The sequence below is a fragment of the Cytobacillus sp. IB215316 genome, assembly GCF_033963865.1.
Lineage (GTDB): Bacteria > Bacillota > Bacilli > Bacillales > SM2101 > Nanhaiella > Nanhaiella sioensis.
This window is the reverse complement of the sequence record NZ_JAXBMC010000003.1, coordinates 135,692-149,133: the sequence shown is the minus strand read 5'-3', so window position 1 is coordinate 149,133 and position 13,442 is coordinate 135,692. Positions and strand designations below refer to the sequence as shown.

16 protein-coding genes and 1 pseudogene are annotated in these 13,442 nt (G+C 32.5%); 4 read left to right on the top strand and 13 right to left on the bottom strand.

Annotated elements, in window-relative coordinates; all coding sequences use genetic code 11:
- Positions 1 to 24: 24 nt before the first annotated feature.
- Together SLH48_RS07775 and SLH48_RS07770 are read right to left on the bottom strand one after the other, a co-directional pair.
- Positions 25 to 885: a class I SAM-dependent methyltransferase gene (locus SLH48_RS07775; RefSeq protein ID WP_320257688.1), complete on the bottom strand. Its 861-nt coding sequence runs from the start codon at positions 883 to 885 to the stop codon at positions 25 to 27.
- Positions 886 to 1,134: 249 nt separating this feature from the next.
- A complete protein-coding gene (locus SLH48_RS07770) occupies positions 1,135 to 1,515 on the bottom strand; it encodes an RrF2 family transcriptional regulator (RefSeq protein WP_214483682.1) in 381 nt (126 codons plus the stop codon).
- 280 nt (positions 1,516 to 1,795) lie between these two features.
- Between SLH48_RS07770 and SLH48_RS07765 the strand changes: the two genes are divergently transcribed.
- Complete coding sequence (locus SLH48_RS07765; protein WP_320257687.1) at positions 1,796 to 2,245, top strand: S-Ena type endospore appendage; 450 nt, start codon at positions 1,796 to 1,798, stop codon at positions 2,243 to 2,245.
- 342 nt (positions 2,246 to 2,587) lie between these two features.
- Here SLH48_RS07765 and SLH48_RS07760 read toward each other — a convergent pair whose 3' ends face one another.
- The 4 genes and pseudogenes from SLH48_RS07760 to SLH48_RS07745 all read right to left on the bottom strand — a co-directional run bounded on the left by SLH48_RS07760 (position 2,588) and on the right by SLH48_RS07745 (position 4,505).
- Positions 2,588 to 2,950, bottom strand: coding sequence for a hypothetical protein (locus SLH48_RS07760; protein WP_320257686.1), 363 nt, complete (start codon positions 2,948 to 2,950; stop codon positions 2,588 to 2,590).
- Positions 2,951 to 3,167: 217 nt separating this feature from the next.
- Positions 3,168 to 3,498, bottom strand: a pseudogene (locus SLH48_RS07755) (HIT domain-containing protein).
- A 211-nt stretch (positions 3,499 to 3,709) separates the two neighbouring features.
- The gene (locus SLH48_RS07750; protein WP_320257685.1) at positions 3,710 to 4,258 is read right to left on the bottom strand and encodes a GNAT family protein; all 549 of its coding nucleotides are present in this window, start codon (positions 4,256 to 4,258) and stop codon (positions 3,710 to 3,712) included.
- A 91-nt stretch (positions 4,259 to 4,349) separates the two neighbouring features.
- Entirely contained in the window at positions 4,350 to 4,505 is a 156-nt protein-coding gene (locus tag SLH48_RS07745; RefSeq protein WP_320257684.1) for a hypothetical protein, read from the bottom strand.
- 696 nt (positions 4,506 to 5,201) lie between these two features.
- Between SLH48_RS07745 and SLH48_RS07740 the strand changes: the two genes are divergently transcribed.
- Positions 5,202 to 6,239: an MBL fold metallo-hydrolase gene (locus tag SLH48_RS07740; protein WP_320257683.1), complete on the top strand. Its 1,038-nt coding sequence runs from the start codon at positions 5,202 to 5,204 to the stop codon at positions 6,237 to 6,239.
- A 528-nt stretch (positions 6,240 to 6,767) separates the two neighbouring features.
- Here the strand turns inward: SLH48_RS07740 and SLH48_RS07735 are convergent.
- The 4 genes from SLH48_RS07735 to SLH48_RS07720 form a co-directional block, all read right to left on the bottom strand.
- Positions 6,768 to 7,325, bottom strand: a complete 558-nt coding sequence (locus tag SLH48_RS07735; RefSeq protein WP_320257682.1) for an isochorismatase family protein — start codon at positions 7,323 to 7,325, stop codon at positions 6,768 to 6,770.
- Positions 7,326 to 7,790: 465 nt separating this feature from the next.
- Entirely contained in the window at positions 7,791 to 8,240 is a 450-nt protein-coding gene (locus SLH48_RS07730) for a hypothetical protein (protein ID WP_320257681.1), read from the bottom strand.
- Positions 8,241 to 8,512: 272 nt separating this feature from the next.
- On the bottom strand, positions 8,513 to 9,145 hold the full coding sequence (locus SLH48_RS07725; protein WP_320257680.1) for a LysE family translocator: 633 nt from the start codon (positions 9,143 to 9,145) through the stop codon (positions 8,513 to 8,515).
- 182 nt (positions 9,146 to 9,327) lie between these two features.
- Positions 9,328 to 9,507, bottom strand: a complete 180-nt coding sequence (locus SLH48_RS07720; protein WP_320257679.1) for a hypothetical protein — start codon at positions 9,505 to 9,507, stop codon at positions 9,328 to 9,330.
- 478 nt (positions 9,508 to 9,985) lie between these two features.
- Between SLH48_RS07720 and SLH48_RS07715 the strand changes: the two genes are divergently transcribed.
- Complete coding sequence (locus SLH48_RS07715) at positions 9,986 to 10,630, top strand: hypothetical protein (protein WP_214483672.1); 645 nt, start codon at positions 9,986 to 9,988, stop codon at positions 10,628 to 10,630.
- 299 nt (positions 10,631 to 10,929) lie between these two features.
- Here SLH48_RS07715 and SLH48_RS07710 read toward each other — a convergent pair whose 3' ends face one another.
- Entirely contained in the window at positions 10,930 to 11,313 is a 384-nt protein-coding gene (locus tag SLH48_RS07710) for a VOC family protein (RefSeq protein ID WP_320257678.1), read from the bottom strand.
- Positions 11,314 to 11,458: 145 nt separating this feature from the next.
- Positions 11,459 to 11,659 (bottom strand): hypothetical protein, encoded by a 201-nt coding sequence (locus SLH48_RS07705; RefSeq protein WP_320257677.1) that lies wholly within the window; start codon positions 11,657 to 11,659, stop codon positions 11,459 to 11,461.
- A gap of 365 nt (positions 11,660 to 12,024) precedes the next feature.
- Between SLH48_RS07705 and SLH48_RS07700 the strand changes: the two genes are divergently transcribed.
- Positions 12,025 to 12,273: a hypothetical protein gene (locus SLH48_RS07700; protein ID WP_320257676.1), complete on the top strand. Its 249-nt coding sequence runs from the start codon at positions 12,025 to 12,027 to the stop codon at positions 12,271 to 12,273.
- Positions 12,274 to 12,496: 223 nt separating this feature from the next.
- Here the strand turns inward: SLH48_RS07700 and SLH48_RS07695 are convergent, their stop codons facing one another.
- The gene (locus SLH48_RS07695; RefSeq protein WP_320257675.1) at positions 12,497 to 13,378 is read right to left on the bottom strand and encodes an alpha/beta hydrolase family protein; all 882 of its coding nucleotides are present in this window, start codon (positions 13,376 to 13,378) and stop codon (positions 12,497 to 12,499) included.
- Positions 13,379 to 13,442 lie beyond the last annotated feature (64 nt).

The following is a 13,442-nucleotide window of genomic DNA, read 5'->3' as shown; positions in this document are numbered from 1 at the left end:
AGACCTTTTATATCCGTAATTAAGTTAAAGTTGAACAAGTACCTTTCCAAATCTTCCTCCCATTCTTAAAGGGATTTTACCTGTATATGTTTCACGTAAATATTCTTCGGATTTTTTTAGTAGCTTATCTTCTAAAGGGATTCCGTATTCAACAAACCATTCTGTTAATTTAGTTACGACGTTTTCGATATCTATGTCCACAATTTTCACATGTCTTTCAATTAAAGATTGATAAGAGTAACCTTTTAGAAAAAGTAGTTGTAAAAGATATGCCATATCAGAGGAACCAATTCCTTGCGAATCTACACCTATAATTGGTAATAGTTCATCCATTACATGATTTTCTTTTCTACTAGACATCCCACTTATATAACAATATTTCTTCGCAAACCCAAGTGCTTTTTCAACTATATTCCAATTGCTTATAGCCGGACACATAGATGAAAAGACGAGATCAAAGGATTGTTTATTATTGTCTTCCACAAAATCCTCAAACGGCTTTTGAATGATATTTACTTGAACAGAATGTTTTTTTGCATGTTCCGCTAACATAGTAGCTAAGTCTGAAGAAGGTTCGATAGCTGTAACCTCTGCTCCTTTTCTTGCCATAGAGATGCTAAACACACCAGATGCTGCTCCTATGTCTAACACAGATATCCCCTCAAAGCTAACACCTTGTTGTTCAATCCATGTTAAAATTCTATTGCTTCGTTGTCTACCTTCATCACTGAACGACATTTCGTTATAAGACTTAGCCCATTTTCTGAAGCCTTCTGTATTATAAGATTCCATCTGCCCCAATCTTTGCATTATTTTTACATTTGTATTACGATCATTTTCCCAAGCAGACTCCCAAGTTTTTTGATTAAATAAGTCGCTTTCCAATTATGATCACTCCTCCCATTTATATTCAATGACATTAAAGACATTTTATATCCTTAATTAGATTATAAAACAACGTTGACTGTTGTTTTATTTAAGCTACTTTCGTATTGAATGTTGTTTTTGTACAACAATATAAACACGCATAAAACAAGTTTTCCTGACTTTCTTCTATAAATCGATGACTGTTGAGAATTACGACATCAATTCTTCTTTTATAAACAATAGCAACAAAGTATATAATAAAAACCTTTATTTAATTAAGTCAGAAATTTTACGCTTTCTTAATTCTTCTTCCATTTTTTCTTCTGAACTTAACATGACTTTTTGTATCGGACATTCAGGTCCATGATCATAACAATCAAATAATGAAGATCTTCCTTCAATTGCATCAATTATATCGAGAAATGAAATTGATTCCCACCCATGAGACAATGAATATCCTCCATTAGCACCTGACGCAGAAGTAACCATGCCCTCTTTAACAAGTTTCGTTAATATTTTTGATAAATATGTCGGTGAAACATTTAATTTTTCGGCAAGAACTTGTACTCCAACAGGTTTATTAGCATTTATGGTGGCTAAGTATAACATCGTATGCAAAGCGTGACTTGTTGCTTTTGAAAATTTCATTTTCCAACCTCACTTTAACAATAATTACAGACTTAAAAGGTCTTTAATAACAATTATAATTCAAACTTATTTTGATGTCAATTTAGGACACTCTACTTTATTTTGCTCACTAACACACTTTCAAATTACACTAATCTAGTAGGTTTTTGTCATAAACTATCGGGGTGTATACTTCATCAATCACGCACCATCTATGGTTTTTATGCTCATTTCTCACACAACCCTCTATATTAAGGCATATAATGTTTCATAAAATCAAGTATAGAATAGAGTTGACAAAATGAGCACATATAAGACTACACCATGTTGTGGAAAAAGTGTCACCAAAGAGACAAGTGCTGCATGCTGTAATTGTCCCGTTTCAGCTGGAGAATTCTTTGGTAATTTTAATTTGTCTTGCGGGCAGCAGGAGACGGTTTTCTTTATAAATGAAGGGATTGCACCAACTTTGAATGGAAGTATCGAAGTAGCTCCTGAATCTGATTGTGGAGTCAATGTAGTTGTTACCTCAAATGGAAACGACATCCCTTTTAGTATTGGGAGACCATGTAACCCAGATTCTATAGGGCGAGGGAATAGTAGAAGCTTCGTATTTAAAAATGTAACTCAAATAGAAATTATATGTAATGGTGATGGGATGGATAGCTGTTGTGTAGGTAATTATTTCTTTACAATAGTAGATAGCTGTGTAACTGCCACTCCCATAGGTGTTAGAAGAATCCTAACCTGATTATACAAAATATTAACAGTTTCATTTTTTTACATATGAAGAAATGGAACTTTCTTACTCACTAATTATGAGTTTCTTAAATATGATTTATTTGACCTATCACATAAATACAAGCTTAAAACTATAATGATATACCTAATATAAAATACATCATAAAATTATCACACTCTCTCCCTGTTTCCTCTCTTCACGAGGAAACAGAGAGAGTTTACATATTTATAGGCTGTTTTCTTGCTTTTCGTACTAAGAACTAAATACGTAAAAACCAAGTATTCGTAGCAGGTCAATTGCAATTTTTACGAAAAGAGCCTATTTATAAGATTATTAATAATAACTTCCTGATCAGTAACAATCACATGGTACTTCTACGAAATCATTGTTATATACAGGTGTACCTACCGTACAGTTATCTTTGTCACGAAAATACAGGTTTGCAAATACACACATACATTTACATTTATTCTCGGTTTCGATCACGAGTTCAGCGTGTCGAGTCATATCAAAATCAAATGTTCTACGAGTTCCTGGAGGAATGATTATGATCTCTTCATTAATTATTATTGGATTATCTAATTCTTCCCAATCAAATGCTGTAGCTCTAATTGTACATTCCTCTTCACCACGATTTAGAATTTCAGTATGTCCATTATCAGCACCGACTTCTCGGTACAAGACACCAGTAGTTCGTACTTTTCCTTTGGCCATTTATACACCTCCCACAACCTTTATAGTTCATAATATTCATTAATGAGAGAATAGCTTGGACTTATATATAGAAATAAAAAAACTATGCTTATATATTTCAGAAGCATAGTTTTTTATTTGAATGTTGATAGATATCATTTCTATTATGTTTTCAATGCATCAATAAATTACTTGTGTTTACTATACCTTAGCCCGTATTTATCCATTTCAGCGTACTCTATTTTATAGGATCTCCAGATGTTATGTGCCAATGAAGGTGCTTAGAATCTTGGTAATCTCCTAGGTTAGTCATTACTCTGCAAGCACCATGTTCCTCAGTAACTTTCGAAGCAATCTGTTTTATTACATCGAACATTTCAAGTAATAACTCATTATCATCTTCTTCAAATGTAATTAAAGAAGAGATGTGTCTTTTGGGTATGGCTACAATATGTATAGGATAGAAAGGCCTTGTATGATAATAAGCTAGAACTATTAGTTTCCAATACTTTATTCACTAGAGTTTTTCCACTTAATACCTCATCGCAATAAAAATCTGCCGTCATCATAAATCTCCTAGAATTTTCTCTAATTACAATATTACACCAATTTAATATTTGTTATAGGGGCCAATTGTTTTTTCTTATTCAACCCTTCCTTATAATTGATTAAAGATCAAAAAAATGGACTGATCAACAGTCCATTGTTGTTCAATTCTTTTGAGCCATTTTGCAGATTACTTAGCTTGCAAACCTCTTTTGACCCAATCAGAATTTCCCGTTATTCGTTTACTACTGCCCATCGCATGTGATCTTCCCATACACCATTTACTTTCATCATTTTTCGAGACAAACCTTCATATTCAAAGCCTAATTTCTTTACTACTTGAATTGACCCTTTATTCCTTGGGATAATAGGTGCTTCAATACGATGTAAGCAAAAGTCTTCGAACACCACTTTAATGGCCTTTTCTAAAGCTTCAGTAATAAACCCTTGATTTATTTCATCTTTATCTATTTTGTAGCCAAGAATACAAGACTGCATTATCCCACGAACAATTACACTAAAAGAAATACAGCCTATAACTCTAGCATAGTCTTGATCTGCTTTTTTAAATATCCACAACTTAAAAGAATTTCCCTCATTATAAGATTCGAGGTCTTTTGTTATATTATTTTCTTGAACCTCTAGAGTATAAAAATCAGCAGGTCTTTGTGCCTCCCACTCTGCTAAGAAGTTCTTATTTCTTTGATAATAGGCAAGTACTTCCTCGACGAAGGTTTTATCTATTTGTCTTAAAACTAAACGTTCAGTTTCATATATTTTCATTTTTTCAACCTTCTAGTTTATATTTGTTCAGTTATACACTTATCTTCAACATTATTGCAGAAACAGCAGAAACAGTCTGTTTATGTAACCTTTACATAATTAAATTCTTTGTGAATAGAAACAAATAAATTATTGCTGCAGTAACAACAATAGCTAAACTTACTACTATGAATCCATAAATAAATCCACTGACTGACGCAAACACATCTAAAAACATGTTCTTAATAAAGTCGAGAACCTTCTTCATATATTTACCTCTCTACTAGTAATAGGTTTGTATAATTATAACTTCACTCTTTAAAACATCCTTTATATCTAAACTCTGCCCTCTAACTTAAGACCAATTATTTCAAATGTTTAGTACTTAGGCAACCTTTTGTTACCAAATATTTCACTAAAATAACAAAGACCCTTGTCTTATTTCAGCTTAACACCATTTTATTGAAAGCGAATACTTCTAATCATTTGTAATAACGCTTTGTGAAATAAAATTTTTCTTTCAGAGAAGCTATTTAAGATGACTGTTTTCCCATTGATTGTTGTGTTTCTTATTAAGAAATAAAATATGTACACAACTAGAGTTCTGGAAGCTAGTTCAATTATTTATTTAACAATTTGTGTAGTCGCCAATAAAGAAGCTTTCACGAATAAAATCTTGATTTTTTACTAAATCAGCCTACGTGCCCTAAAATATTTTATCGTTATGAGCCAATCTACAAGAAATTCTTCTTACTAATACACGTATCGCCTACATATAAGCCCCTATACTTAAATATTGACAAAGTGTTAATCATCATCTAATATATAAATTATCCTAGTTTTGAGATAAATATTATTAGAATAAATAATATTAGATTATATATAATTAGGATAAATAATATTTTTTATTGTTTAACTGGCCAGTTATCAATATAAATTTAACTACAGAAAGGTGCTGTAAATTATGAAAAAAAATTATTTAGTTGCTTTACTCTCACTTTTGTTAATGTTTGGTATAATCGGAAGCTCTTTTGCAGCTGGATTTAATGACAACAATGAAAAATTAATTCAAGATGAAAGTTCAGAAAATGAAGATAGTGAGTTATATCCAGCCCCACTTCCTGATAATGCAAAAGGAGCTATGATCCCTATGGATAAAGGGTATCTAGTCGAGGAAATAGGAGATGGAATTTATGCTGTAATGGATGGTATTTTCAGTACGATGTTTATGACAACTGGAAAAGGAGTTATAGCAGTGGATGCCCCAACTACATTGGGAGAAAAGTATTTAGCAGCGATCAAAGAAGTAACGGATGAACCGATAAAATATGTCATTTATAGTCATGCACACCAAGATCATATTGGCGCTGCATCTATGTTCCCTGATGATGTAAAGATTATTGCGCATGAAGAAACAGCAAACATATTAGAAGAAAGACAAGACCCTAACCGCCCTATCCCTACACAAACTTTTAAAGGCGATAAAAAAGTGTTATCAATTGGAGATAAAAAGCTTCAGTTAGATTACATTGGAGATAATCATCAAGAAGGAAACATATTTATTTCTGTACCAGACCAAAAAGTTTTAATGGCTGTGGATATCGTTTTCCCAGGCTGGGTACCGTTTCGATATTTAGCTCTTTCTGATAATATTCCAGGGTGGATAGATGCGCATTATAAAATATTAGAATATGACTTTGACACTTTAGTTTCTGGTCACGTTACTCGCTTAGGCACACGTGAGGATGTAGAAACTCAAATAGAATACATCGAAGATATAATTGAAACTACTAAACTTGCTATGCAAGAGGTAAGTCAATTTGAAATTGGTCAAAGAGTTGGTTTTGAGAACCCTTGGTATGTCATGGATGTTTATTATAATGAAGTAATTAAAGTAGCTAATGACGATCTTCTTCCTAGATGGATTGATCGACTAGGTGGAGCTGATATATATACATCGCAACACATTTCCAAAGTACTTGATATGTTACGACTTGAATAAATAGTATTTTCTTTTCACATGTTCATACCTTTTAAACGTCTCCTCTTAAGCGTTTAAAAGGTATGAACTGCACCTGCAATATTAGTGAGATTCTCCTACATGAACGAATTGATACGTGTAGTGTTCCTTAATGAATACTCATATTATTGAATGACGTTAGTTGTTAAATTTCATTCCTCCGATACAATTATTAACCTCGTCTAAATTCATTTACGAGGTTAGTATAATTACTTACATATAAACTGCTTTACAGCATTAAAAATATAATAGTAAAGTTGTTAAAACTCGTATATCCGATTCAAGTACCATACTTGTGGAATAACATTTACTTTAAAAACTAATCAACTCAATAATCATTTCGTCTCAAAATAACAAAAAGAACCCCTTTTGATAAAGCTTGATCAAAAGGGCTCTTTTTATGTGGATGTATACGTTATTTTATTCAAAATGGTACAAACTTTGATTCAAATGAGCATTTGTTATAAGTTTATATCATAATTATTACACATGTGTGTTGCAATTTTTTATTTATCTGTATGAATCATGTGTTGGTTGAAATAAGTCTTCTTCAGCATTTCTAACCATTGAAAAGTGTTCAACATTGTAATGGCCATGGAGAGTTTTATTATGGTGATTTATAATATCTTCTGCTCTTAAAACATCACTATCCGTTGTTGAATGTCCGTCACCGACTAATGTGACATCCAAACCACTAATAGTTGCTGTTCTTACAGCACTATCTATACAGTGCTGTGTTGCACAGCCCATAATAACAACATGCTCAATTTCTTGAGACCTTAAATGATTTAAAAGTCCTGTCCCATGAAATGCATTCGTAGCAGCTTTATCGAAAATCTTTGCATTTGAAGGTACATTTATATCATCGTGAATTTGAAACCCTTTTCCTTTACCTTCAGCAACATCCTGATCCCTTACAAAGACTACTGGAACTCCGGATATTTTTGTTTTTTCTATAACTAAATTAATATTGTTAATAAGTTGCTTTTTATTAAAAACCGCACTTTCTTCTTGATTCCCATCAATTAGTTCTTGTTGAGCATCAATAATTAATAATACTTGATTCAAGTGATTTTCCCCTTTCAAATTTGGGGAACCGCTATATTAGTTAATTAGACGTATCCCCCGTAGTATTGTTTACGTCATATTTTTTGTTAGTCATCATATCTACCTCCTTTAAAAAAATATTGCCTCATTATTTTTCATAATATTTAGGCAACTAAATATTAACACAATTTTTTTTACAACGATACTTCAAAAAATTCATTATCATCATTTTGTTAAAGATAATCCATAATAGATTTTTTCAGAAAACCGCTTTTATACACTTTCCCAAAAGATATAATGAACGTTCGCAATAGTTTACGAAATAATATTCACTACGATCTCATGCATAAATTCCAACTCCCAATCCACTCACTAGGCTTTGATTATTTATAATCTATACACTATAATTCCTAGTTAGTTTAGTTACTACACTGAAACACTTAGTTTATGTAGAGTCAGTATAAAGTGGTTTAATCCACAAATCTTCTAAATGTGTTCATGAAAAATAGTATCATTTGGCATAATGGTACGGAGTTTATGGACTTCGTCTTTGTTTGTTCTATGAACAAAAAATTCTGTTCCCCAATGACCTGAATTAAAGCATTTAGTTTCATCTTTATAAAAAAAGAGAGAAAACCATTTCACTCTCCCCATGTTATCCAAGTAATCGGATAACAGATAGTTTACCATACGAGGATGTAATTCAGTTTGTAAAATGGTGATCTCGTCTAGTACGTGTTTTATATTAGTACCTTTTATTGACACCAATTCCTTTATAGTTTTCTTTTCCACATTCCAACAATGTATTTCAACCGTATTACTTTGTGTTGAAAAGTATGTAATTAGAGGTATCCAGTAATCATAAGATATAGGGATTGCTACATCTGAGTTTTTCTCCATATACAGGGGTACAGCAAAGTACAATTTTGAGTGCATTACAACTTCCTCCTTTTTAGTCTTTTATATTAAATATTAGTTATCAAACTATCACATATGAATAGAACATTATTTGTCTATTTTTAATTAAAATACCAGGCAGTGATATGTAAATGAATACCCACACAATAAGAACTAAATTACAATACCCTCACTTCTCTTACAGTTGAAAGCTTAATAGTAATGGGTGAATGTTGGTATTTTGCCATATTCGCAAATAAACACTTTTCTGATTTGTTACATAAAAGTGCTTATTGTTTAATAACAACTATTTATTTACCTACTCGTTCAAAAGCTAGGTGTCCTGCTAAACCAGTCAACACACTACCCATAAACCACCGTTGAACCTTTTGCCATGTAGGACGTGTTGAAAACCATACAGCTATTTTACTAGCTGTTAAAACAATGAGCAGATTAACGATAAAACTAATTATAAGTTGCGTAAGACCTAGAGTAGCACCTTGGAGAAGTAATGAACCTTGTGCTGGATCTTGAAATTGAGGAAGTAAAGATACATACAAAATTGCAATTTTAGGATTTAGTAAATTAGTCATGAATCCCATTAGAAACAATTTTCTTGGCGACTCAATAGAAAGGGTTTGCGGGGTTAAAATTGAAGTCTTAGCATTAAATGAATTCCAAGCAAGCCACAGTAGGTAAGCAACACCTGCCCATTTTACGAATTCATAAATAAAGGGAACTGCACTAAATAATGAAGCAAGTCCGAGTAATGTCGCAACTAAGTAAATCACAAATCCAAGCATAACACCTAAAAGAGAGATGATTCCTGCAATTCGTCCTTGAGTAATAGAACGAGAAATAAGATAAATCATGTTAGGACCCGGAGAACATACAATACCAAGTGAAACCAATGCAAAAGCTAACAAACTCCCAATGCTAACCATAAAATTTCTCCTTTCAATATATTAAGAGTTGGAAATATCTGCTTAATAATAAATTATGACATCATTCTAGTCAAAGAAAATAATAGTCATAAAAAAAGCTGCTTCTCTATTAGACTTTCCTCCTTCTGTTCATCCTGTACTCACCTGCGGTTGTTATATTTTAAACAACTATTTAACTTCGTTTATATATCTTCATTTTTATTTGAGTAAGTTGGAATAAGTATACTTCCCATAATAAACATCACTATTGCAGCCCCAATAAAAATATAACGGAATACGTCTTCTTGATAATATACAGCCTTTATCCCAATTATGATCCATCCTAAAAGTATGAGGATTTTTCCAATAAGTCCCTTTGACATCATTACCATCCTCCTATTATTTTCCTCTGGATATATTATCAAATTTTTACATTTATGTAAATCTAATATTTTGATAGTCAGCTCTTTCCTTTTTCACAAACAAAAAGATCTATTTTCAGCTCCTTGTAACCTAAATCATTTTCATTTCAGGTTATACCTAATTTGCCAAAGATAATTGTATTATCTTTCATATTTTCAAGCAAAAATTTATGTTCTATGAGATAATTACCGATTTTCCCGAACGAGAAAGCTAAGCCAACATATACTGTTGAAGAGTAGAATTTATTACATCACTCACAATATTATATTTCACCATTTACCCATTCTATCGATCCAGGTCATTTTACTAGTTTTTTAGAATATATCCAGAGTCTCAGTTGTAATATTTATTACATCGTTTAATATTCTTAAATTATCATTATTAGGTGAAATATCTTCATTAATATTTGTACAATTTTAAAAGAAATGAGGTGAAATTATGTCAGATGCTCTACAAGTCTATACTTTTGGAAAAGATAATAAGGGCAACCTTATGCCTCTTCAAGGCGTTCAAGTGGTGACTACGACAGATAACCCTTCGGTTTCGATAAATTCATTAACTACAGATTCCAACGGATTTGGACGAGCTACTGCCAACGGTCTCGGTCAAAGTGTGAATACAGTAACTACTTTTCCCACATTTCATCCCCCTAGTGGAACTAGCTTTGCTACGAATGATATGGAAGGTGTTACGGTTACACTGAACTTCACAACACCTATTATCTCAGTGCCACCGAACCTTGATTTAATACTTAATCAAACTAACACTACCAAAATCACAGTTTACTCATTAAGTGCGCCAAATAGAATTAAAACCGTAGATGATTTGTTGGCACAAAGAAAGCCTTTAGAAGGTGCAGATGTACGTCTCGTAAGAAACCAAGTACAAAAGGATCAACAATTTAGTAATAGTGATGGCGTAGCACAACTAGACATGCAGTCTTCAACGACCATGGTTGGTTTCAATATTGAAATAGGTGCTAGTGGGTATTTTAAAATTAATCTAACTCCATTTACAGTTGGTGAAAATCTTGGGGTTACGTTTGATGCTTACCTAACAAAAGATATTGTACCTCAACCTTAGTGAAGATTTCCGTAACAACATACACATTACGTTTACAAATATAGTGGTTCAGTTCTTTACTCGATAAAGATTATTTTAAACACTAGTGTTTCTGATTCCTAAAATAATAATTAATACCCCTATCAATGAAAAAGAAGCCTTTCTTCGAGAAAGGCTCCGTATTGATGAAGGGGTTGTTTTCGTACGGATAAATAAACACGAAAACAACTAGATTTTCTGCCATATTTTCTTTAGTAAAATGACAGCTATATGGAATGATAGCAACAAATTTCACAATAGATCATTTCGTTAGTAATAAGTTACTTCTGCACTAACTGAATGAGGTTGCCACATGTATCATTGAAGATAGCTATTGTGACTTCACCCATGGCTGTCGGCTCCATAGAAAACTTCACACCTTTTTCCATTAATCGTTTGTACTCTCTTTGAATATCTGTAACACCAAACATTGTTGCTGGGATGCCATCGGCAAATATCTTCTCTTGATACTCTTTAGCGGCAGGATGGTCATTCGGTTCGAGTAAAAGCTCTGTCCCGTCCTGATCATCGGGAGAAACGAGCGTTATCCACCTAAATTTCCCGGCAGGAACGTCCTCCTTTTTTTCAAACCCAAGCTTTCCTGAATAAAAATCTAGTGCCTTGTCTTGATCTTGCACAAATATACTCGTAACAACGATTTTCATACTTGGCAGCCTCCCTTGTCTACAAAGAACATGCTATTCTGATTTGGTAAAATTACACTTGATTTGATGATAATTCGATAACATTTATCCTTCTTATCACTAATTGATATGACAATAGTTTATATAGCCATACACGTTACTAACTCTATTTTTTTCCTTTCCTTCTGTATGAAACTCCCCCTATAAAAGATGTTATTATCAAAAGAAGTAGGGGTATGACACTTTTGTCGAGACCTTCAATTAATATAGTAAACAGCATTCCTAAAAGCATTACTCCCGATATAATAAAGTATACTAAAGATCTGTCTATATATTCTTTAGCTGTAAATTCTTTTCTCTTAATCATAAATATCTCCCTTACAACCGAGTGTATTCATTAAAGTCTCATTTCGTAAACATTATTGCTATTGTAATCAAATTAGCACTATAAAAAGTGGCTTTAAATTGTTAGGTATAGTTGTACAGAAGAATAGATGCCACGAACTCAAGTTGTGTAAGTTTTGCTTCTTAAACGAAAAACAATAATCAACACTTAACACCGATTATTTCAAATGTTTAGTACTTAAGCAATCCCTTTTTACAGAATATGGACATAAAAAAGACGCTTTTCTTAATTTCAGGTTTATAGTAAAACATGTTGAAGCAACTTATTAAATGTAAAATACTAGTGGTAGAATTATAGCAAGAGAATCTGGGAAGGAAGTAGTTTTTATGTTAGAAAACAAAACAATAATAATGTTAATGAGGTTATCAGACCGTAAATATTGGGGGATGTCGATTCTGAATTATGTTGTATTGATAGGTAGCGTGTCAGTAATCGTGTTGTACGTGTTAGACACTCCTATTAGAAGAGTAATAGGTCCGTATGCTTTTCTTATTTCCATAATAAGCTTTATTGATCATCATGTTTATTATAAATTAGTTAAGAAAGTCAAAGAACAAGAAGAGGTTGAGTACTAGAAAAATAACCAGTAGAAAATATAACAAGGCCATTAAAGGATTTTCTACCTTTCCTACAGGTTCTTTCCACTCTATTATGTTTTATAAAAGGTCCTACGGATTATGAGTTCAACCAATCAATTTTCGATTATTATTCTAGCTCTACAACATTCTTGTACCATGAATAACCATGGGCTAGTACATTCACCATTCTTAGTGTATTTTAAAAATGTCATTATTTTTATTATAGATTTTCAAATAAAAATTCTGTAATTTCTTCATTTAAGTCACGATGGAACTGCTCTCTATTTAATCCAGGTGGGTCTTGTGATGGAAGAAACGATGTATTTGTCATTCCTTTTGGAAATGGGCTAAGAAACGAGAAATGTCCTGCATTTTTAACAATTTTATGTAGGATCGTTGTACTGTCAGGTATCCCATTCAATATAATGTCTGCATGAAAAGAAGGTGTAATTTGATCTTTCTCCCCTACATACATCAATATAGGGATGTTTATGTCATCCAAAGCACCCTTATCTTTAAACCAGACTGAAGCTGGTGCTAGCAGAATTAAAGATTTAATTCTGTAATCAGGTGTAACATTAACAAGATGAACTTTTCCATCAGAAGATTCATATGGAAAAGAAGTTGGTACTCCTCCTGCTGCAGCTAATGCTGTGTACCCTCCCATAGAATGTCCGATAACTGAAACAGAATCTGGTTTTAAAATTTTCGAGAAATTTTCATTATTAAAGAACCAATCGATCACCATTGAAATATGCTTTGGCCTAATCGTTAGGTTATCTACAGTACCTTCTAATGTATTGTCGTTTATATTGTTAAATGGGTGCTCAATCATTCCTACAACAAATCCTTTGCGAGCCAAATAGGAAGCAATCGTTCGATAAACTAAAGGTGAACCACCGGTGCCATGAGATATCAACACCAATTTAAACACACCTGCTTGAGGCTTAGCATTACTTGAAATATTCAATTGATATGGTCCAATGTTATCCACTTTTTCAGGAATACTCGTTGGATACATAACAAATATTGAAAATGTTACATCTAATTGTTCGTCAGTAAGCTCGACTCTTCGATAACCAGCAAACCATTCTTCATTCATAAAATTCAGCTCCTAATAATATAGAATTATATTCCCCTATATCCCAATGCAATGAACTATCTAT

Coding starts and splice junctions, on each gene's coding strand:
- SLH48_RS07770 (WP_214483682.1), bottom strand. CDS start 1,515: ATGAAATTTTCAAAAGCAACAAGTCACGCTTTGCATACGATGTTATAC.
- SLH48_RS07765 (WP_320257687.1), top strand. CDS start 1,796: ATGAGCACATATAAGACTACACCATGTTGTGGAAAAAGTGTCACCAAA.
- SLH48_RS07760 (WP_320257686.1), bottom strand. CDS start 2,950: ATGGCCAAAGGAAAAGTACGAACTACTGGTGTCTTGTACCGAGAAGTC.
- SLH48_RS07750 (WP_320257685.1), bottom strand. CDS start 4,258: ATGAAAATATATGAAACTGAACGTTTAGTTTTAAGACAAATAGATAAA.
- SLH48_RS07745 (WP_320257684.1), bottom strand. CDS start 4,505: ATGAAGAAGGTTCTCGACTTTATTAAGAACATGTTTTTAGATGTGTTT.
- SLH48_RS07740 (WP_320257683.1), top strand. CDS start 5,202: ATGAAAAAAAATTATTTAGTTGCTTTACTCTCACTTTTGTTAATGTTT.
- SLH48_RS07730 (WP_320257681.1), bottom strand. CDS start 8,240: ATGCACTCAAAATTGTACTTTGCTGTACCCCTGTATATGGAGAAAAAC.
- SLH48_RS07725 (WP_320257680.1), bottom strand. CDS start 9,145: ATGGTTAGCATTGGGAGTTTGTTAGCTTTTGCATTGGTTTCACTTGGT.
- SLH48_RS07720 (WP_320257679.1), bottom strand. CDS start 9,507: ATGTCAAAGGGACTTATTGGAAAAATCCTCATACTTTTAGGATGGATC.
- SLH48_RS07715 (WP_214483672.1), top strand. CDS start 9,986: ATGTCAGATGCTCTACAAGTCTATACTTTTGGAAAAGATAATAAGGGC.
- SLH48_RS07710 (WP_320257678.1), bottom strand. CDS start 11,313: ATGAAAATCGTTGTTACGAGTATATTTGTGCAAGATCAAGACAAGGCA.
- SLH48_RS07705 (WP_320257677.1), bottom strand. CDS start 11,659: ATGATTAAGAGAAAAGAATTTACAGCTAAAGAATATATAGACAGATCT.
- SLH48_RS07700 (WP_320257676.1), top strand. CDS start 12,025: ATGTTAGAAAACAAAACAATAATAATGTTAATGAGGTTATCAGACCGT.
- SLH48_RS07695 (WP_320257675.1), bottom strand. CDS start 13,378: ATGAATGAAGAATGGTTTGCTGGTTATCGAAGAGTCGAGCTTACTGAC.